This window comes from Streptomyces sp. NPDC002795 (assembly GCF_042888725.1).
Lineage (GTDB): Bacteria > Actinomycetota > Actinomycetes > Streptomycetales > Streptomycetaceae > Streptomyces.
Genome location: NZ_JBIAQB010000008.1, coordinates 86,096 through 105,826, shown reverse-complemented (window position 1 = coordinate 105,826; position 19,731 = coordinate 86,096). Strand labels below are relative to the sequence as shown.

Sequence of the window (19,731 nt, the reverse complement as noted above, 5' to 3'; positions counted from 1 at the left end):
ACCGGCCGGCGGTCAGTACAGCTCGATGCGGAGCCGGTCGGAGCGCGCCCGAGACACACACAGCGCGATCTCCGTGCCCGCCGCGTGCTCGGCGGCGGACAGGCAGTGGTCGCGGTGGTCGGCGGTTCCCTCCAGGAGGCCGGACACGCACGAGCCGCAGATGCCCTCCTCGCAGGACTTGCCGACCGGGATGCCCGCCTCCTCAAGTACGGAGAGGATCGAGCGGTCCGCCGGGACCTCGAACTCCTCGCCGGTGTCGAGCTCCACTGTGAACGGTGTGTTGTCCGAGGCGTCGACCGGCTCCGCGGAGAAGTGCTCGACATGGACCTGCGCTTCGCCCACGACCGGGGTGAAGACGGCGGTGACCTGGTCCATGAAGCCGACCGGGCCGCAGGTGTAGACATGGCTGTCGGCGCTCAGCGTGGCCACCGAGGGGGCGAGGATGCCGGGGTGCTCGGCCCGTGGCCGACCGATGTGGAGGGTGACCCGGTCGCGGAACTCGGCGCGGCGCTCCAGCAGGTCGCCGAAGGCGAGTTCGGCGCGTGAGCGCACGAAGTAGTGCAGCGTGAAGTCGGCGCCGCGGCGGTGGAGTTCGTAGGCCATGCTGAGCAGCGGGGTGACGCCGATGCCGCCGGCCACCAGCAGGTGACGGTCGGCGCCGTCGGCGATGCCCAGCAGGTTGCGCGGCGGCCCGATGGTCAACCGGTCGCCGATCGCCGCCCGGTGGAGCGCTTCCGAACCGCCCCGGGACTCCGTCTCCCGCTTCACCGCGATGAGGACGGATGAGCGGTCGGCCGGGTCCCCCGCCAGCGAGTACTGGCGCAGGACCCCGGTCGGGCCGGTCACATCGACGTGCGCGCCCGCGGCGAAGGGGCCGAACGCGGCGCCGTCGGCCCTGCGCAGCCGCAGGGAGCGGACCGCCGCGCTCTCCTGAACGATCTCGGACACCTGGACGGCGACACTCACAGCAGGAACCCCGCGGCGGGCACGGCTTCCTCGGAGTCCACCAGCCGGATCACCTTGCGCACGATCCGGTCCTCGGACCGGTCCGCACCGAACCGGACCGTGAACTCGACGTCCCCGGCCCACAGTTGGTGACGGCCCCGCTTGTAGGCGATCAGGACCTGGGCGGCGCGCAGCGACACCGATCCGTCGGTGGTCTCCACGGGCACGAAGCGAGACACGGTGCGCACGGTCCTGGCCGAGTCGACCGCCGCGATGGCGTACCCCTCGGTGAGGCGCGCCACGCGCATGGCCCGCATCCGCGCGTCGTCGTAGACCATGTTCAGCTGGTCGTCGAAGTCCTCGGTGGTGGCATCGAGCGGGATGACGTAGATGCCGTCCTCGGCATACAGCTCGTTCCAGGCCTGGTACTCCTTGCGGTCGAGCAAGTCGGCCTCGTGCCAGAGGAGTTCGATGGCCCGTACGACGCGAGGGTCGGAGAGGGTGGCCCCGGGGGCGTGGGGGATCGTGGTGGCGGTCTCAGTCATTGCTCATCATCTTCTTCCACATCCGGTACGCGGCCCGCATACCGGTCTCGTCGGTGCTGTGCGAGGTGGCCCAGCCCTCGGGGGCCTCGGTCTCGCGCTTCAGGCCACGGTTCACCATGATCGGCATCTCCGGGCAGGCCTGCGCGCCGCGTTGGACGCGGTCCCAGCCCTCGGCGTCGTCGGGGGTGCCGAAGCCGAACGGGCCCTGGAAGTGCTCGTGGATACGCAGCCGTTCGCGGCGGATCGGGCCCGCGATCTCCTCCGGGGCGTCCACCCCGAGCGCCACGTGCTCGATGATCGTCTCGTCGACGCTGACCGGGCGCAGTACCCGGAAGAACGCCGAGGACAGGCCGACGTTGGGGAACAGGTTGAGGTTCGACCCGGTGCCGTGCATCGCGCGGACCAGCTTGCGGATCTGCGCGTCGTCGGCCCCGCCCTGCCTCAACTCGGCCACCAGACCGTCGAACCGGGGTTGCAGAGGCTCGCTGTCGTCGTCGGCGTCGAGGTCCATGTGCGCCGGCACCATGTGCATCACACTGTGCCCGTTGCCGAGGTCCTGACAGGTGGAGGCCGGGTCGGTCATGAAGCTCAGCATGTCGGCCGTCTCGCCGTCCACCGAGCTCATCCAGGAGCGGTGCACGATCGGGAAGTGGTAGCCGTCGGTGGTGTTCTCCAGCTGGATCTTCCAGTTGCCCCGGAACCTGAACCGGTGGGTGCCGAGCACCTTGAGCGGATGGCCGCCGCCCTGCTTCATGAACCGGTCGGCCCACTGCCGCACATCGCCGAGGAACTCCTCCAGCGGCTCCGCGTCCTGGTCGAAGGTGGCGAAGATCAGGCCGCGGTAGCTCTCCGTGCGCAGCTTGCGCAGGCCCATCTCGTCCTTGCTCATCACCCCCTCGTAACCGTCGGGGTAGGGGATGCCGCGCAGCCGCCCGTCCAGACCGTAGGACCAGGCGTGGTACGGGCAGGTGAAGCCGTTGGCCTCGCCGCGCGGCTTCTCGCACAGGCTGGCGCCGCGGTGCCGGCAGCGGTTCACCAGGGTGTGGATGGCGCCCTTGCGGTCCCGCGTGACGATCACCGAATTGCGGCCCACGTACGTGGACTTGAAGCTTCCCGGCTTGGGAAGTTCGCTCTCGTGCGCCACCCAGATCCAGGTCTTCTCGAAGATCTGCGTCATCTCGCGCTCGAAGATCTCCGGGTCCGTGTAGACCCGCGCGGCGACGCGGTCCTCGTGGACGAGATCGGACGGCTCCAGCTGATGGATGGTGGCCGGGGTGAACTCGATGGTCATGATGTCTTCTCCTCGGTGTTGCTGTTCCCGGGGCCCAGGAAGCCGGGGGTCGTCGGGTCGAGGCCCAGCAGAACGGCCCCGGCGTCGTCGTAGATGTGCTGGCTGAGCGAGGCGTGCAGCTGGGGGACCTGGGCGTCGAGGCGGATCCGGTTCAGCGGGTGGGAGTTCTGGATGATCGCCGCCCCGGACACCTTGGACAGGTCGTGGACGACCTGGGCGGAGGTGTCGGCGATGTGCACGGCACTGAGGCGGATGCGGGCGACCTGCTCCGCGCTCGCCACCTCCCCGGCGCTGACGGTCTCCCACACCTCCTCGGCGACGTCCAGGAAGTAGCGGCGAGCCGACTGCAACGCCACGTACGCCCGCGCGAACTCCGTTCGGTAATATGCCCGTTCGCCGACCGGCGGTGCGCCCGTGATGCCTCGGTAGGAGCCGGAGCGCTGCGCGTGGTCGAGGGCGCCCAGGGCCACACCGAGCCCGATGGCCGCATGGCACTGCGCCTGGTACGCCAGCAGCGGGTAGCGGAAGAGGGGCTCGTCGATCTGCGAGGCACCCCCGCGGACATAGGTCCACTCCAGCGGGATCTCGACATCATCGAGCACCGTGTCGAAGGAGCCCGAGGCACGCATCCCGCTCACGTCCCAGTCCTGGACGATCGTCACCTGATCGGCGGGGAGGAGAGCGGCGCGGGGCTGCCCTCCCGCGGACTCGTCCAACAGGCCTACGTTGATGTAGTCGGCGGCCATGCAGCCGCTGGCGAACTTCCACCGGCCGCTCACCCGGAACCCGCCCGCGGTCCGCTCGGCCCGCTGCATCGGGAAGAGGCCACCGGCCACGACGACGTCCGGACCGTCGCGGTAGATCTTCTTCTGCGTCCCGACGGGCAGCGCGCCGAGGTAGGTGTTGGCGGAGGCGAAGCCCACCACCCAGGCGGTGGACCCGTCGACGCGGCCCACCTCCTCGACGAGTTCCAGGAACCGATGGGGCGGCAGCACACTTCCCCCGAACCGGATCGGGGTGGCGTGCCGGTAGACACCGAACGGCATGAGTTTCTCGATGAAGTCACGGGGGACGTACCCCTGCGCGTTGAACTCCGCCCGTCGTTCGGTGAGCTCCGCGAGCACCGCCTGCCACTTCGTACCCGCTGTCGGCTCGGGGGCGTCACCCATCTCGGCTCCTTCCGGCTGGTTCAAGGCCCAACGGGATGCTCAGCCATGGGATGTGCCGATGCGACGGGTCGGACCGGTGAGTGGACCGACGCGGCGGAACGGGCAGGACGATGTGGTCGGATCCTGTGGCGGAACGGACGCGCCGCCACAGGCGCGAACCCCAAAGGAGGAGTGGCCGAGCATGGAAGAGCAAGAGCCGGTCGACCGCGCCCCGCGGATGACCCTCACCTGCTACAACGACAACCACGGCTACGGGTGGAAGCACGTCGACCTGTTCGTCCACGACGCGGCGGGCCGCGAACTCGGCTGGGTGCACTGGGGTGTTCCCCAGGACGGCCCGGACGCGGCGGACGAGGAGACCGCCCGGGTCGAACCCGCCCTGCGGCGCACCTCCGACTGGCGGCACGGTGTGAGCGCCGGCGGTATGGACTTCTGGGAGGCCGACGCGCAGTGGGGGACTGACACGCAGTGGGAGATGAAGTGAGCGACACCGTCCGACAGCCCTGGTCCCTGAGCGAGCTCGTCGACGGGCTGCGGTCCGGGCGGACCACGCCCGAAGCGGCCCTGCGCCGCAGCCGCGAGCGCATCGCACGGACCGAGGAGCGGGTACGCGCCTGGGTGGCCTTCGAGGACACACCCGCGGCCGTACACACCGGCCCCCTGGGCGGCGTCCCGATGGGCGTCAAGGACATCATCGACCTGGCCGGGCTGCCCACCCGGTGCGGTTCGGTGCTGCGCGCCGACGCAGCACCCGCCGCGGGGGACGCCCCCGTCGTGACGGCCTGGCGGGCGGCGGGGGCGATCCCCGTCGGCAAGACCGTGACCACGGAGTTCGCCTTCTTCGCGCCCGGCCCGACCCGCAACCCCGCCAACCTGCGGCACACGCCCGGCGGTTCCTCCAGCGGTTCGGCCGCGGCGGTCGCCGCCGGGCAGGTCCCGCTGGCCATCGGCTCCCAGACCGCGGGATCGGTCACCAGGCCGGCCGCGTACTGCGGGGTCGCCTCGCTCGTCCTGCGCCACGGTCACCTGTCCACCGACGGCGTCGCAGGACTCAGCCCCAGCCTCGACGCACACGGCGTGTACGCGGCCACCGCCGCCGACGTCTCCCTCGCCTGGGCGGCCCTCACCGGCGAACCGGACCCGGCCCGCGACACACACACCGCGCCACGGCTCGCGCTCTGGAACGCCGCCCCGATGGCCGCCGTGTCCGACGACATGGGCGCGGCGCTCGCCACCGCCGAGGCCCGAATCACCGACCGCGGCGCGCAGATCGACGCCTTCCCGCTGGAGCCACTGATCGCCGAAGTGACCGCGGCACACCCGGTGGTGATGGCCTACGAAGCCGCGCGCGAACGCTCCGCCGAACTGGAGCGGGCCGACCGTCTCAGCGCACCCCTGGCCGGGCTGCTGCGAACCGGCGCGGACACCCCGGAAGCCGACTACCTCGCCGCGCGCCACCTGGTCTCCGCCGCACGCGCCGAACTCGGCGCGCTCCTCACCCGATACGACGCGGTGCTCGGCCCGGCCGCGCCCGGAGCGGCCCCACAGGGACTCGACGCCACCGGCGACCCCGTGCTCAGCCGCCCGTGGCAGGCCCTCGGTCTGCCCACGGTGGCCGTACCGGGCCTGCGAGACGCGGCAGGGCTGCCGCTCGGACTCCAGGTGATCGCTGGATCCGAGGCGGCAGCCCTGCGTGCTGCGGCCTGGGTGGAGCGAAACCTCAACGGGTGAGAGAGGCCCACCCGTTGAGGGAGCAGCGGGACCGTTCAGGCGCCGGCCGCGTGCTCATTGGTGTGGTTCGTCCCCGGCGCCTTGAGAAGGACGGAGCGCTTCGGGTAGCTGCTCGCGAAGAAGTCGGGCAGGTCGGCGATGGCGACGTTCTCCGTCCGGGTCCGCGTGACCTTCCACTCGCCGTCGATCCTGCGGAACGCGTTATTGAGCCGGCTGGCACGGATCAAGGACTTGCCGTCCTCGAAGAGCCACGGCTGGAAGTGGATCCACTGTCCGTCGGCCTCGTCCCCGTACACATGGATCTGCTCCGAGGTGAGCCAGTGGGCGTTCAGGAGCAGCTTCGGATCCTGGTCCTGCGGCCAGAAACGGGCGAAGTGCGCGCGGATCGCCTCCTTGCCCTCCGCCCGGCCGAACTGGCTGTCGTAGTACTCGCCGACGCCCTCCCAGATCGCGTCGTCGGAGTACAGGTCGAGGATCAGCTCGATGCGCTGCTCGTCGCTGTCCACCCCGTACTCCGGGCACGGTGTGTCGCACAGGAACATGTAACGGGCCTGAAGGCGGCGGATGTCGGCCTCGGCCTCAAGGACCTCGATGCGCCTGACAAGGGTGTCGATGGTGTCTTGGCTACTCATGTCGGCAGCCTCTCCGCCGCACGTCCCGGAAGAAACCGGTCGGTCCGCTGGGCGGATCGTCGATGGGGGTTGCCAACCGGTTGAAGAAGTTTGAACAATCACCCCTGTTCAATGGAATCGGCGAGGGGAAGCGGTATGCGCGCGAGCGCCCAGGCAGAACTCGACACCGTGGAGCAGTCCGCCGCAGGGGCCGGGCCCGCGGTCCCCGAACCACACATGAGCTCCGTGCTCGGCAAGGCGCATCTCGTGCTCGGAGCCTTCTCCTCCGGCTCGACCTGCCTCGGTCTGAGCGAGCTCAGCCGCCGCTCCGGCGTACCCAAGGCGACCGTGCACCGGCTCGGGACCGAACTCGTCCAACTCGGCTATCTCAGCCGCACCCCGGACGGGTACCAGCTCGGCTGGCGCATCTTCGAGCTGGGCCGGCTCGTCCCCGGACCGGCCCACCTGCGGGCCGTCGCGCGCCCGGCGATGCTGGACCTGCGGGCCGCGACCCAGGCCGTGGTCCACCTCGCCGTGCCGCACGGCACCGAATGCTGCTACCTGGAGCGTCTCGGTGGCCGCCGGGAGGCCGCCGTCGTCGCGGCCGTGGGCTCGAACGTGTCCCGGCTGCTCACCGTCTCCGGTCGGGTGCTGCTGGCCTACAGCGACGACCAGGAGGACGTGATCGCGGAGCTCGAATCGCGGCGCGCCGACCGCCTCCCGGCGACCGACCGGCTCGACCCGGCCGCGCTGCGCGCCGAACTGGCCCAGATCCGCGCCCGCCGGTGGGCCCAGGAACGGGAGTCGTGCATGCACGGGTACAAGAGCTTCGCCGTGCCGATCACGTACGTCGGGGGTGACCGGGTCATCGGCACGATCTCCGCGACGGTCCCGGCCGACCGCCGCGACGACCAGCAGCTCATCCACGCACTGCTGGCGACGGCCGCCGACATCGGCCGCGGCCTGCACCGGCAGAACACCTCCCGTACGGATCCCGGGCAGCGTGTCGGCATGGCGGGCTGAGGTCCTGGGCCGCGGGCGGTGTCGGTCCGGACAGCGGACTGGCTCACTGCTCCGTCCCCTAGGGGGCTTCTGGTGGATCTCCGCGGCGTCGCGACGCCCGGCACGCACTCCCCCAAGCTCTTCGAGCAGGGGGGACCCCCTACGGCACGGCAGAAATGCCCAAGTAGCTCCGCTACGAGGACATCCCGACCGCACCGCGATCGCACGCACCGAACGCCGCTCCTCCTCCCGCGGAGATCCACCAGAAGCGCCCTAGGCCCGTGCAGTATGGGCGGAATGAAGTTCGCACACGAGACCTTCGCGCAGCGCGCCGTGTTCGCGCCGGGGGAGGCCGTCCGTACCGTCGCCGACGAAGTGGCCCGGCTCGGATCGGGACGCGCCCTGATCGTCGCCGGCCGGTCTGCCACGGCCTTGAGCTCGGCGCTCTCCGAGCGTCTCACCGGAGCGCGGGTCCACGACGAGGTGGTCGAGCACGTGCCCGTCGAGGCCGCCGAACGGGCTCGCACGGCCGCACACGAGCACGGCGCCGACGCCCTGGTGTGTGTCGGAGGCGGCTCGGCGACCGGCCTCGCCAAGGCAGTCGCCCTCACCACCGGACTCCCGATCGTCGCCGTCCCCACCACGTACGCGGGCTCGGAGGCGACCAACGTCTGGGGGTTGACCCAAGGCGGCGTCAAGACCACCGGCGTGGATGCCGCGGTGCTCCCCGCCACCGTCGTCTACGATGCCTCGCTCCTGCTCACCCTCCCCGGTGAACTGGCGGTGGCCAGCGGCCTCAACGCCCTGGCGCACTGCGTCGACGCGATGTGGGGGCCGCGCGCCGACCCCATCGACCGCGCCCTGGCCGAAGAGGCGGCCCGTGCGCTGGGCGACGGCCTGCCCGAAGTCGCCGCGCGGCCAAGCCAGTTGGCGGGACATGAGCGGATGCTCTACGGCGCCTACCTGGCCGCGGTCGTCTTCGCGTCCGCCGGATCGGGCCTGCACCACAAGATCTGCCATGTGCTGGGCGGCCGTTTCGACCTCCCGCACGCGCGGACCCACGCCGTCGTCCTGCCGCACGTCCTGGCGCTGAACGCACCCCACGCCCCGGAGGCCGAGCGCAGGATCGCCACCGCGCTCGGCGCGCCCACCGCCACCGAAGGGCTGGCCGCCCTCTACGCCCGCCTGGACGCGCCGACTTCGCTCAAGGAGCTCGGCATGCCGCAGGACGGCATCGCCGAAGCCGTGGACCCCGTTCTCGCCGCCGTACCGGAAGGCAACCCCGCCCCCGTGACCCGGGACCGGCTCAGCGCACTGCTGCGGGCGGCCTGGGAAGGAGACGTCCCCCGATGACCACCCACGCACCCCGGCCGGCCCCCGGCTCCGAGCAGCACAGCCGCGAGACGGAACTGGTCGACCGTGTCACGGCCTCCTTCGACCACTGCCCCGACCCCCGGCTGCGAGAGCTGCTGAGCAGCCTCGTACGTCATCTGCACGCCTGCATCCGAGAGGTCCGGTTCACGGAGGAGGAGTGGAACCGGGCCATCGACTTCCTCACCCGCTGCGGCCATCTCACCGACGACCGCCGCCAGGAGTTCATCCTGCTGTCCGACGTCCTCGGCGCGTCCATGCAGACCGTGACCGTCAACAACGAGGCGAACGGCGACGCCACCGAGGCCACCGTCTTCGGCCCCTTCTTCGTGGAGAACTCTCCGGCCGTGCCACTCGGCGGCGACATCTCCGCCGGCGCGCCCGGAGAACCGTGCTGGGTCGAGGGGACGGTCACCGACACCACCGGCACACCACTGGCGGGGGCCCGGATCGAGGTGTGGGAGGCGGACGACACCGGCCACTACGACGTCCAGTACGACGACCACCGCACCGCCGCCCGCGGCCACCTGCTCAGCGACGCCCAGGGCCGGTTCCGCTTCTGGGCGGTCACCCCGACGCCGTACCCGATCCCGCACGACGGCCCGGTGGGGGAGCTGCTGGAGGCGGTGGGCCGCTCCCCGATGCGCGCTTCGCACCTGCACTTCAAGGTCACCCACGAGGGCTGCCGCACCCTGGTGACCCACATCTTCGTACGGGGCGACGAACTCCTCGACTCCGACGCGGTGTTCGGCGTCAGGGAGTCCCTGGTGAAGGGCTTCGAGCAACAGCCCGCCGGTACCCCTACGCCGGACGGCCGGACCGTCGAGGGCCCCTGGTCCCGGGCGTGCTTCGACATCGTGCTTGCGCCCGTACCTGCCTGACGCCGTCGATCAAGTGGCGGAGAACGGCGCCCAGTTGGCGAGCTGGAAGCCGGACCCCTCCCGCCGAATCTCGAACGCGCCGTGACCGGGGAGGTGGGCCGGAAGCACGAGAGCGTTGGTGTCGGCGGCATGCGCGAACATGCGGGCACGGCTGGCGCGGGCGCCGTCCTCGTCCTCCTCGAAGCAGCTGTTGATGTGCGGCTCGTGCACCTGGATCGCGCCGTGCAGGAGGTCACCGGCGAAGATCGCGCGATCGCCCCCGGACTCCAGGTGGATGATCGAGGAGCCCGGTGTGTGGCCGGGGGCCGACTCCAGACGGAGATGGGAGTCGATGGTGTACGACTCGTCCCAGGTCCGCACGAGGCCGGCCTCGGCGACCGGGTCGACACTGTCCTCGTAGACGTTCTGATTGCCCCGGCCGAACACGGTGTTGTGGAGGTTCTCCGGCTTCCAGTACTCGACGTCGCGTCGCGGTATGAGGTACGTCGCGTTGGGAAACGTGGGAACCCAGTCGCGGCCCACGAGCCGGGTGTTCCAGCCGACGTGGTCGTCGTGCAGATGGGTGTTGACGACGAGGTCGACGTCCTCCGGGCGGACCCCGACGGCGGCGAGATTCGCCAGGTATCCGGTGTTCAGGTAGGACCAGATCGGTTGCAGCGGGCGGTACTTGCCGTTGCCCGCGCCCGTGTCGATCAGGATGACCCTGCCCTCACTGCGCAGCACCCAGGACTGGGTCGCGGCGCGGGTGAGGTCGGTCGCCGGATCCCAGTGGTGCGGCGCCAGCAGCTCGGTGTGGCGCTGCCATTCCTGCGGCCTGCTGTTGGGGAAGAAGACATCGGTCGTCATCGGGGTGGTGTCGGAGTACTCCATGACGCGATGGATCTGTACGTCACCGAGTTCGATGGTGCTGACCGTCGGTGTTCCGGTCGTGGTCGTGGTTGCGGGGGAGGGGAGAGGGGACATCGCTCGCCTTCGTGGCTCGTTCGCCCTGGGGGCTGCCCTGGGGGCTTTGGACGTCTTCCACCTTGCGGGCGGGGGGTGTCCCGGCGGTATCGGACACCTGACTGCACGTGCGTCGGGCCCGCCTTCGTACGATGTGCGGGAGGTGAAGAGAGCTGGTGGACGACGTGGTCAGGGATGCGGAGCTGCGCACGCTGCTCGCGGCGGTGACGTACCCGAAGGGCTTGCTGCTGACGGTGGCGGGAGAGCCCGGATCGGGCAAGACCACCTTGGTGGAAGCCGTCGCGGACCGATTCGCCGCGGACAGCGGACGCGTACTGCGGGCACACAGCAGCCGCTCCGAGAGCGACCTGGCGTTCTCCGGCCTGCACCAGCTGTTGCGGCCGGTCCACCAGGACATGGACGCACTGCCCCCGCGGCAGCGCGAAGCCCTGCACGCCGCCTTCGGCCTCGCGGAGCCCACCCGGGAGCCGGACCCCATGCTCATCGGGATCGCCGTGCTGACCCTGCTGTCGGAACTCGCCGTGCGACAGCCGCTGTTGGTGGTCGTGGACGACGCCCAGTGGGCCGACCACGCCTCGCTCGACACCCTCTCCTTCGTCGCCCGGCGCCTGGCCGCCGACGAACCCGTGACCCTTCTGATCGCCGGCCGTGACGGCACGCTGCGAGACATCGCCGCGCGGGAGGCGACCCTCGACCTGGCACCGCTCGACCGGAGTGCGGCGGCGCGGCTGCTGGACCTCCAGCCACAGGCGCCGACCGGGCTCGTCCGGGACCGCGTCCTCGACCAGGCCGAGGGCAACCCCCTCGCGCTGGTGGAGCTGGCCCGTGCCGCGGCCGCCGCGAACGCCACACCGGACCCCGAAGGCCCGCTGCCGGTGACCGACCGGCTGGAGCGCCTCTACGCCGACCGTCTCGCGGCCCTGCCCGACGCGACCCGCCGCGCCGTGGTGCGCCTGGCCACCGCCGACACCGAGGACCCCGCGCACGCGGTGCGTTCCTGGCTGCCCGACGTCGCCGAGCCGGTGTGGACGCCCGCCGAGGAGGCGGGGCTCGTGCGGCGCGGCGGGGGACGGCTGCGCCACGGACACCCGCTCTCCCGCCTCGCGATCTACCAGGCGGCAGCCGCGCCGGAGCGGCGGGCGGCGCACCTCGAACTGGCCGAGCTCTTCCGCGGGCAGGACCCCGACCGGCACGCCTGGCACCTCGCGGCCGCCACCTCCGGGGCGAGCGCGCGGGTGTCCGCCGTACTTGAGGAGAGCGCGGAGCGGGCGCGGCAGCGGAGCGGCCACGCGGCCGCCGCGCACTTGCTGGAGCGGGCCGCTGACCTGCATCCCGACCGGGGCGAGAGCACCCGGCTGCTCGCCGTCGCGACCAGGGCGGCGGTCCTCACGGCCCGGCTCGACGCGGTCGAACGGCTGGCCGCCCGCACCCGTGCCAGTACCGACGATCCGAGGGCCGCGGCCCTCGCGGCCCTCCAGGTCGGCCGCCTCATGGCACTGACCGTCTCGCACAGCGCCGCCTTCGGACAGCTGATGCGCCCCGCCGCCGCGCTGGCGGACCGTGGCGCGCGAGGGGCCGCGCTGGAAGCCCTGGCCGCCGCCGCGGTGGTCCGCTTCTACTCCGGTGACGCGCTCCAGCTGTACGAGATCGAACGCCTGCTGTCCCGCGTCTCCGCGCACACCGCCCCTGCGTTCGGCGAACGGGACAGGCTCCTCGCGGCCTGGATTGCGACCGTCGCACACCCCGAGGCGGCCCCCGCGCATCTCGCGCCGCGGCTGCCCGCCCTGGCCGCGGCGGCACGCGAGGAACCGGAGACGCTGACGCTGCTCGCCGTCGCCGCCTGGCTGCTGGACGAGACCGAGTCGGCCGCACGGACCTTCGACGACGCCTTCGCCCCGTGGCGGTCGCAGGGGCCGTTGCCGGACGGACTCGCCGGGATCGCCGCGCTCGCCTACCTGGAACAGGGGCGGTGGGCCCGAGCCGAGAGCGCCTGCGCCGATCTGGAGGCCGTCGCGTCCCGGGCCGGCCTCGACCACGCCGTGGCCTGCGCCGCCGCGACCGACGCACTGCTGCGTGCCCTGCGCGGCGACGCGACCGGAGCGCGCGCCCGGGCCCGGCACGCCCTCTCGCTGGTCGACCCGCAGGAGAGCCGTTCCGTTCTCGTCCTCGCCCATCGCGCGCTGGGCACCGCCGCCACGGCGGAAGGCGACCACGAGACCGCGTACCAGCACTACCGGGCGCTCTTCGACGAGCGCGGCAATCCCGCGCACTACCACCTCTCCTACCCGGCGCTGCCCGAACTGGCGGCCGCCGCGGCCCGCGCGGGCCACCACGAGGAGGCCACCCGGATCGTCGACGGCGTGGAGGGGTCCCTGGCGGACGCGGGCGCCCTCGCCCCGCGAAGGAGCGCACTGGTCGAGCTGAGCCGGGCGGCGCTCGCCCCCGTGGATGAAGCCGAACGGCACTTCGCCGCGGCCCTGGACCAACCGGCGCTCGGCAGACGGCCCTTCGAGTACGCCCGGGCACAGGTGGCGTACGGGGAGTGGCTGCGCCGCCGCCGGCGGATCGCCGACGCCCGCCGGCCGCTCGTCGAGGCCGAGGCCGTCCTCCGCCGACTGGGCGCGCGGCCCTGGGCGGCGCGGGCCCAGTCCGAACTCCGGGCCGCCGGAGCCCGGAACGGTCCGGCGGAACCCGACGCCTTCGCGACCCTCACCTCTCAGCAACAGCAGATCGTACGACTCGCCGCCCTCGGCCTGACCAACCGCGAGGTGGCCGAGAAGCTGTACCTGTCCCCGCGCACGGTCGGCTCACACCTGTACCGGGCCTTCCCCAAGCTCGGCATCACGGCGCGCGCCCAACTCAGGGATGTGGTGGACGCGGCGACCACCGACGAGGACGCGGGCTGAGCCGACCGGGAGGGGGTCCTCCCCGGCCCCGCGTCGTACGCGATGTCAGCTCGCCTGCGTGAGCCCCAGCGCGACGTCGACGATCATGTCCTCCTGGCCGCCGACCAGTCCACGCCTGCCGACCTCGACGAGGATCGTGCGGACGTCGACGCCGTAGCGCTCGGCCGCCGCCTCCGCGTGCCGCAGGAAGGACCCGTACACCCCGGCGTACCCGAGGGTGAGGGTCTCGCGGTCGACGCGGACGGGGCGGTCCTGGAGCGGGCGCACCAAGTCCTCGGCCGCGTCCTGGAGAGCGAAGAGGTCGCAGCCGTGCTCCCAGCCGTTGAGGTCGGCGACGGCGACGAAGGGTTCGATGGGGCAGTTGCCGGCGCCCGCGCCCTGTCCTGCGAGGGACGCGTCGACGCGGGTCACGCCCTCGTCCACCGCGACCATGGAGTTGGCGACGGCGAGGGAGAGGTTCTCGTGGGCGTGGATGCCGAGTTCGGTGGCGGGGTCGAGCACATCCCGATAGGCGCGCATCCGCTCGCGGACGCCGTCCATCATCAGGCGGCCGCCGGAGTCGGTGACGTAGACGCAGTGGGCGCCGTAGGACTCCATCAACTTCGCCTGCCCGGCGAGGGTCTTGGCGTCGGCCATGTGACTCATCATCAGAAAGCCCGAGACGTCCATGCCCAACTCGCGCGCGGTGGCGATGTGTTGGGCGGACACGTCCGCCTCGGTGCAGTGCGTGGCGACCCGCACCGAGCGCACCCCGAGTGCGTACGCCCGCTTGAGTTCCTCGATGGTGCCGATGCCGGGCAGGAGGAGGGTGGTGAGGCGGGCGTTGGCGATGTGTGCGGCCGCGGTCTCGATCCACTCCCAGTCGGTGTGGCTGCCGGGGCCGTAGTTGAGGGAGCCGCCGGCGAGTCCGTCGCCGTGGGACACCTCGATGCCGTCGACACCGGCCGCGTCGAGGGCGGCCACGATCTTTCCGAGCCGCTCGGGCTCGATGCGGTGCCGGATGGCGTGCATGCCGTCGCGCAGGGTGACGTCCTGGATGAACAGCTTGGTGTCACCCATGGTGGTGTCACTCATGGTGGTGACACCCATGGTGGTGTTCATGGTGGTGTCACTCATGCGTCGGCTCCCTGGAGTTCGGTGGCGTGGGCGGCCATGGCCTCGGCCATCCGCAGGGCCGCGCTGGTCATGATGTCGAGGTTCCCCGCGTACGCCGGAAGGTAGTGGGCGGCCCCCTCGACCTCGAGGAAGACGGACACCTGGTGGGTGACCGGGGCCGTGGTGAGGGTGTGCACGGGCTGGTCGGCGGGGACCGGCGTGATCTGCACCTGCTGCTTGAGGCGGTAGCCCGGCACGTACGCCGACACCTCGTCGACCCGCTCGGTGATGGCCGCGCGGATCGCGTCGTGCGTGGTGGTGTCGGGGGCATTGACCAGTGCGAGCACGGTGTCCCGCATGATCAGCGGCGGCTCCGCCGGGTTCAGGACGATGACGGCCTTGCCGTGCTCCGCGCCGCCAACCGTTTCGATGGCGTGGCTGGTCGTCTCGGTGAACTCGTCGATGTTCGCGCGGGTCCCGGGGCCTGCGCTCTTCGAGGCGATCGAGGCGACGATCTCCGCGTACGGGACGGGTGCGACGGAGGAGACGGCCGCGACGATCGGGATGGTGGCCTGGCCACCGCAGGTCACCATGTTCACGTTGTCCGCCCCGACATGGGCGTCGAGATTGACCGCGGGAACCACCATCGGGCCGATGGCGGCGGGCGTCAGGTCGACGAGCTGCTTGCCGTACGGGGCGAGCGCCGCGGCGTTGGCGACGTGTGCCTTCGCGGACGTGGCATCGAAGACGATGCGGATGTCCTCGAAGCCCTCCATCGCGATGAGGCCCTGGACACCCTCGGCGGTGACGGGCACACCGAGCCGCTTCGCGCGGGCGAGTCCGTCGGAGGCGGGATCGATGCCGACCATCGCGCCCATGTCGAGGGTGTCCGAGAGCCGGAGCACCTTGATCATCAGGTCGGTGCCGATATTGCCCGAGCCGATGACGGCGACCTTGGTCTTCATACTTCAGGCTCCTTCGCCGGAGGATGCGTGGAAGCGGACGGAGACGGAGCCGAGTCTGCTGATGTCGGCGGTGAACGTGTCCCCGGCCGCGGCGGGCACCATCGGGCCGAGTGCGCCGGACAGCACGACCTGGCCCGCGCGCAGCGGGTCGCCGACGTCGCGGGCGGTCCGGGCGAGCCAGCCGAGCGCGGTGAGCGGATCGCCGAGGCAGGCCGCGCCGTTGCCGGTGGAGACGGTCTCGTCGTGCCGCTTCATCGTCATGTCGGCCTGGACCGGCTCGAACTCGGTGAGCGGCCTGGCCGGGGCGCCCAGTACGTACAGCGCGGAGGATCCGTTGTCGGCGACGGTGTCACCGAAGGTGATGTCCCAGCCGGCGATCCGGCTGTCCACGATCTCCAGGGCGGGAACGGCGTGCGCCACAGCGGCCCGGATCTGCGCGTCGTCGAGGGGGCCTTCGGCGAGGTCCGCGCCCAGGACGAACGCGATCTCCGCCTCGACCTTGGGCTGGAGCAGTGCGCCGACCGGTACGGAGGCCCCGTCCTTGACCTTCATGTCGGCGAACAGCACCCCGAAGTCCGGTTGGCCCACGCCCAGTTGCCGCTGTACGGCGGGCGAGGTGAGGCCGATCTTGCGGCCGGTGGCGCGGCCGCCCGTTTCGAGGCGGTGTGCGGTGAGCAGCTCCTGGACGGCGTAGGCGGCCTTCACATCGTCGCTGCCGATCAGGTCGCGGACCGGGGGACAGGGCACGTGGTCGGCGGCGGCGCGCAGCAGCCGCTGCGCCGCCCGCGCGACGGCGCCGTCGCCGGGGGTGTCGCCGCCGTCGTCACCGTTGCCGTTTCCGGGGGAAGTCTCGTTCATGCCCTCAGCTTGGCGAAGGGAACCGTTCCTGGCCCAGCATCGAGTTCCGCCTCACGGAACTCGGCGGCGAATCAGTGCTTGCGCAGCTCCGCGCGCCGCCCGAGCGTCGCGGAGATGCCCGCCGCGGCCGCGCGCACGCTGTTGGCGTGCCGGGCGGGCCGGAAGCGGTGCACCGGGCCCGTCACACTGACCGCCGCCACGATCTCGTCCCCCGGTCCGAAGATCCCGGCCGCGACACACACGATGCCGACCGCGGACTCCTCGTACTCGAAGGCGACCCCCTTCGTGACGACGTCGGACAGCTGCCGGGTCAGGACGTCGACGTTGGTGAGGGTCCGGGGCGCCTTGCGTTCCAGCGGCCCGCGCAGCGCGGTCTCGCGCACCTCGGCCGGGGCGTGCGCAAGCAGCACCTTGCCGATCGCCGTGGCGTGCAGCGGCATCCGCCCGCCGAGCCGCGACGGCGAGTCGGCCTGCTGGTGGCCGCCCATCTTGGCGACGTAGACGACCTCGGTGCCCTCGCGTGTGCCGAGGTGGACCAGCTCATGGGTGCGTACGTAGAGGTCCTCCAGGAAGGGCGTGGCCACTTCGAGCAGCCCGCGCTCGACCGACGCCCGCATCCCCAGCTCGAAGACGAGCCCGGACAGCCGGTAGCGCCCCTCGACCCGGTCGAGGAGCCGGGCCGCCACCAGATCGCCGAGCACCCGGTGCAGGGTGCTCTTGGCGAAGTCGGTACGCCGCTGTAGCTCGGCGAACCCGAGGGTGGTGTCCTCGACGGTGAAGGCCTGAAGCACGGCAAGGGCCTTGGCCAGGACACCGCTCGGCGCGTCGTCGTCGCTCAAGGCGGGCTTCCTTCTTCGGGTGTCCGGTGGCCTCCGGCTGCCGTCCGGCCGCTCTCCTGCCGCACTTCTGTGCACGGCATATCGACTGTACGGGACCGAATACGAGACCGAATACGGGACCGCCGTGGAGCCCTGGACATGCCGATCGGGTATCGGTACATCACTATTTGTCGGTTTCGTGCTTATCTTTCGTCTGTCGCGGAACGGCAGCCGTCATGAGGCCCGGAGGCCGCAACGGAGGGAGGAGTCGGGCATGCGCCTGACACCGTCGGATACCGAGAAGCTGTTGCTCAGCGTGGCCGGGATGGTCGCGCGCGATCGCCTGGAACGAGGCATCCGGCTCAACTACCCGGAAGCGATGGCGCTGTTGTCCACCTGGGCCATCGAACAGGCCCGGGAGGGCCGGACGGTGGCCGAGGTGATGAACGAGGGGCGGCACGTGCTCACGCGCGACGACCTCATGGAGGGGGTCCCGGAAATGCTGGGAGACGTCCAGGTGGAGGCCACCTTCCCCGACGGGCGCAAGCTGGTCACGATCTCGGAGCCGGCGCAGTGATCCCCGGCGAGATCAGGGTCGGCGAAGCGCCTTTGCCGGAACGGGACTTGGGGGAGCGGAGGACGCTGGTGTTCGTCAACGACGGTGATCGACCCATTCAGGTCGGATCACATCTGCATCTGCCGCTTGCCAATCCCCACCTCTCCTTCGACCGCGCCATGACCGAGGGCTTTCGCCTCGATGTACCCGCGGGCACATCGGTGCGCTTCGAGCCGGGCGTCAGCCAACGGGTCGGCTGCGTACGGCTGGCCGGTACGCGGTTCGGGGACCGGCCGGAGCGGGAGGCACGCGCGTGAGCGGGCTGGAGCGGAGCGCGGCGGCGCAGCTGTTCGGACCCACGGTGGGTGACCAGATCCGGCTCGGTGACACCGATGTGTGGATCGAGGTGGAGCAGGACCGCACGGACCGCGCCGACGCCGCGGTGTTCGGCGGCGGAAAGACCATTCGGGACGGCATGGCGCAGGGAGACACCTCCCGCGAGCAGGGCGCGCTGGACCTTGTGGTCACCAACGTGGTGGTGCTCGACCACTGGGGCATCGTGAAGGCCGACGTGGGAGTGCGGGACGGCCGGATCGTCGGTGTCGGGCGGGCCGGGAACCCAGCCGTCTCGGACGGAATCGAGCCGGGGATGGAGATCGGGCCGAGCACCGATGTCATCGCGGGCGAGGGCCACCTCCTCACCGCGGGCGGCGTGGACACCCATGTGCACTTCATCTGCGAGGAGCAGGTACGCGAGGCGCTGGCCACCGGCACCACCACACTCATCGGCGGTGGCGCCGGGCCGACCAAGGGCACCAAGGCCACCAGCGTCACACCTGGCGCCCGGGCCCTGACCACGATCCATCGGGCCATGGACGAACTGCCCGTGAACGTCCTGCTGTTCGGCAAGGGGAGCACGGTCAGCGCCCGGGCCCTGCACGAGGACGCGCTCGCCGGTGCGGGCGGCTACAAGATCCACGAGGACTGGGGCGCGGGCCCGCAGGTGATCGACGCCGCGCTGCGGGCCGCCGACGAGCACGGGCTGCAAGTGGCCCTGCACAGCGACAGCCTGAACGAGACCGGCTACCTGCACCACACCCTCCAAGCCATCGGCGGGCGCGGCATCCACGCGTTCCACTCCGAAGGCGCGGGAGGGGGCCACGCCCCGGACATCATCGCGGTCGCGGGCGAGCCCAACGTGCTCCCGGCGTCCACGAATCCGACCATGCCGTACACGGTGAACACCGTGGACGAGCACCTGGACATGCTGATCGTGTGCCACGCGCTCAATCCGAAGGTGCCCGAGGACCTGGCCTTCGCCGAGTCCCGGATCCGCGCGACCACCATGGCGGCGGAGGACCTGCTGCACGACCTGGGCGCGATCTCCATCATGTCCTCGGACAGCCTGGCGATGGGACGGATCGGGGAGATGATCTGCCGTACGTGGCAGACCGCCCACGTCATGAAGACACGCTTCGGACGCGGCGAGTCCACTCTGCCCGCGGACAACGAACGAGCCCGCAGATATGTGGCCAAGTACACGATCTGCCCGGCGGTCGCGCACGGAGTCGATCACGAGGTGGGGTCGGTCGAGGCGGGGAAGATCGCCGATCTGGTGCTGTGGAAGCCGGCGTTCTTCGGGATCCGCCCGGACGCGGTCATCAAGTCCGGTGCGGTGGTGAGCGCTCCCTTGGGCGATGCGAACGCGTCCATCACCACGCCCGAGCCGGTGCTGATCCGCCCCGGCCTGCCGGGGTACCGGGCGGCCGCGGCCCAACTGTCGACGACCTGGGTCGCGCCGGCCGCGCTGGAGGACGGTCTTGAGGAGCGGCTGGGCCTGCGCCGCCGGATGGCGGCGGTGCGCCCCACCCGCGGGACCGGCAAGCACGACCTGCCGAACAACACCGCCCTGCCGCGGATCGAGGTGGACCCGGAGACCTTCGGGATCAGCATCGACGGTGAGCGGGTCGTTCCGCAGCCGGCGACCGAAGTGCCGCTCGCACAGCGGTACTGCATGTTCTGAC

The 19,731-nt window shown here is 71.4% G+C and carries 19 protein-coding genes; 9 read left to right on the top strand and 10 right to left on the bottom strand.

The features are described 5' to 3' along the window. Nucleotides 1–12 precede the first annotated feature (12 nt). From ACFYWS_RS24300 to ACFYWS_RS24285, 4 genes are read right to left on the bottom strand one after another with little or no spacing between them, the layout of a single operon-like run. Nucleotides 13–966: a PDR/VanB family oxidoreductase gene (locus ACFYWS_RS24300; RefSeq protein ID WP_389280033.1), complete on the bottom strand. Its 954-nt coding sequence runs from the start codon at nt 964–966 to the stop codon at nt 13–15. Further along, nucleotides 963–1,490, bottom strand: coding sequence for an aromatic-ring-hydroxylating dioxygenase subunit beta (locus ACFYWS_RS24295; protein ID WP_389280031.1), 528 nt, complete (start codon nt 1,488–1,490; stop codon nt 963–965). Before ACFYWS_RS24295 ends, ACFYWS_RS24300 begins: the two co-directional genes overlap by 4 nt. Further along, entirely contained in the window at nt 1,483–2,781 is a 1,299-nt protein-coding gene (locus tag ACFYWS_RS24290; protein WP_389280029.1) for a Rieske 2Fe-2S domain-containing protein, read from the bottom strand. The genes ACFYWS_RS24295 and ACFYWS_RS24290 overlap by 8 nt, the downstream gene beginning before the upstream one ends. Continuing rightward, nucleotides 2,778–3,950, bottom strand: coding sequence for an acyl-CoA dehydrogenase family protein (locus ACFYWS_RS24285; protein WP_389280027.1), 1,173 nt, complete (start codon nt 3,948–3,950; stop codon nt 2,778–2,780). The genes ACFYWS_RS24290 and ACFYWS_RS24285 overlap by 4 nt, the downstream gene beginning before the upstream one ends. A 181-nt stretch (nt 3,951–4,131) precedes the next feature. Here ACFYWS_RS24285 and ACFYWS_RS24280 point away from each other — a divergent pair, with 181 nt between their 5' ends. Together ACFYWS_RS24280 and ACFYWS_RS24275 are read left to right on the top strand one after the other, a co-directional pair. Continuing rightward, entirely contained in the window at nt 4,132–4,434 is a 303-nt protein-coding gene (locus tag ACFYWS_RS24280) for a hypothetical protein (protein ID WP_389280025.1), read from the top strand. Then, nucleotides 4,431–5,681: an amidase gene (locus ACFYWS_RS24275; protein WP_389280023.1), complete on the top strand. Its 1,251-nt coding sequence runs from the start codon at nt 4,431–4,433 to the stop codon at nt 5,679–5,681. The genes ACFYWS_RS24280 and ACFYWS_RS24275 overlap by 4 nt, the downstream gene beginning before the upstream one ends. 35 nt (nt 5,682–5,716) lie before the next feature. On the opposite strand, the gene ACFYWS_RS24270 is transcribed toward ACFYWS_RS24275, so the two are convergent. Then, nucleotides 5,717–6,313, bottom strand: coding sequence for a nuclear transport factor 2 family protein (locus ACFYWS_RS24270; RefSeq protein ID WP_389280021.1), 597 nt, complete (start codon nt 6,311–6,313; stop codon nt 5,717–5,719). Between the two features lie 135 nt (nt 6,314–6,448). Here ACFYWS_RS24270 and ACFYWS_RS24265 point away from each other — a divergent pair, with 135 nt between their 5' ends. From ACFYWS_RS24265 to ACFYWS_RS24255, 3 genes are all read left to right on the top strand, one after another. Then, nucleotides 6,449–7,315, top strand: coding sequence for an IclR family transcriptional regulator (locus tag ACFYWS_RS24265; RefSeq protein ID WP_389280019.1), 867 nt, complete (start codon nt 6,449–6,451; stop codon nt 7,313–7,315). A gap of 276 nt (nt 7,316–7,591) precedes the next feature. Next, nucleotides 7,592–8,647, top strand: a complete 1,056-nt coding sequence (locus ACFYWS_RS24260; RefSeq protein WP_389280017.1) for a maleylacetate reductase — start codon at nt 7,592–7,594, stop codon at nt 8,645–8,647. After that, on the top strand, nt 8,644–9,546 hold the full coding sequence (locus ACFYWS_RS24255; protein WP_389280015.1) for a dioxygenase: 903 nt from the start codon (nt 8,644–8,646) through the stop codon (nt 9,544–9,546). The genes ACFYWS_RS24260 and ACFYWS_RS24255 overlap by 4 nt, the downstream gene beginning before the upstream one ends. A gap of 9 nt (nt 9,547–9,555) precedes the next feature. On the opposite strand, the gene ACFYWS_RS24250 is transcribed toward ACFYWS_RS24255, so the two are convergent. After that, complete coding sequence (locus ACFYWS_RS24250) at nt 9,556–10,509, bottom strand: MBL fold metallo-hydrolase (RefSeq protein WP_389280013.1); 954 nt, start codon at nt 10,507–10,509, stop codon at nt 9,556–9,558. Nucleotides 10,510–10,664: 155 nt separating this feature from the next. On the opposite strand from ACFYWS_RS24250, the gene ACFYWS_RS24245 reads away from it, so the two are divergent. Then, nucleotides 10,665–13,415, top strand: a complete 2,751-nt coding sequence (locus tag ACFYWS_RS24245) for an AAA family ATPase (RefSeq protein ID WP_389280011.1) — start codon at nt 10,665–10,667, stop codon at nt 13,413–13,415. A gap of 45 nt (nt 13,416–13,460) precedes the next feature. Here the strand turns inward: ACFYWS_RS24245 and dmpG are convergent, their stop codons facing one another. From dmpG to ACFYWS_RS24225, 4 genes are all read right to left on the bottom strand, one after another. Next, nucleotides 13,461–14,474, bottom strand: a complete 1,014-nt coding sequence (gene dmpG / locus ACFYWS_RS24240) for a 4-hydroxy-2-oxovalerate aldolase (RefSeq protein WP_389280549.1) — start codon at nt 14,472–14,474, stop codon at nt 13,461–13,463. Nucleotides 14,475–14,527: 53 nt separating this feature from the next. Further along, on the bottom strand, nt 14,528–15,475 hold the full coding sequence (locus ACFYWS_RS24235) for an acetaldehyde dehydrogenase (acetylating) (protein WP_389280009.1): 948 nt from the start codon (nt 15,473–15,475) through the stop codon (nt 14,528–14,530). Between the two features lie 3 nt (nt 15,476–15,478). After that, nucleotides 15,479–16,333 carry a 2-keto-4-pentenoate hydratase gene (locus ACFYWS_RS24230; protein WP_389280007.1) on the bottom strand — a complete coding sequence of 285 codons (855 nt, stop codon included), beginning with the start codon at nt 16,331–16,333 and terminating at the stop codon, nt 15,479–15,481. 71 nt (nt 16,334–16,404) lie between these two features. Next, complete coding sequence (locus tag ACFYWS_RS24225) at nt 16,405–17,172, bottom strand: IclR family transcriptional regulator (protein ID WP_389280005.1); 768 nt, start codon at nt 17,170–17,172, stop codon at nt 16,405–16,407. Nucleotides 17,173–17,425: 253 nt separating this feature from the next. Here ACFYWS_RS24225 and ACFYWS_RS24220 point away from each other — a divergent pair, with 253 nt between their 5' ends. From ACFYWS_RS24220 to ACFYWS_RS24210, 3 genes are read left to right on the top strand one after another with little or no spacing between them, the layout of a single operon-like run. Beyond that, on the top strand, nt 17,426–17,728 hold the full coding sequence (locus ACFYWS_RS24220; protein ID WP_389280003.1) for an urease subunit gamma: 303 nt from the start codon (nt 17,426–17,428) through the stop codon (nt 17,726–17,728). Continuing rightward, a complete protein-coding gene (locus ACFYWS_RS24215) occupies nt 17,725–18,024 on the top strand; it encodes an urease subunit beta (RefSeq protein WP_389280001.1) in 300 nt (99 codons plus the stop codon). Before ACFYWS_RS24220 ends, ACFYWS_RS24215 begins: the two co-directional genes overlap by 4 nt. Next, a complete protein-coding gene (locus ACFYWS_RS24210; RefSeq protein WP_389279999.1) occupies nt 18,021–19,730 on the top strand; it encodes an urease subunit alpha in 1,710 nt (569 codons plus the stop codon). The genes ACFYWS_RS24215 and ACFYWS_RS24210 overlap by 4 nt, the downstream gene beginning before the upstream one ends. Nucleotide 19,731: the final 1 nt, after the last annotated feature.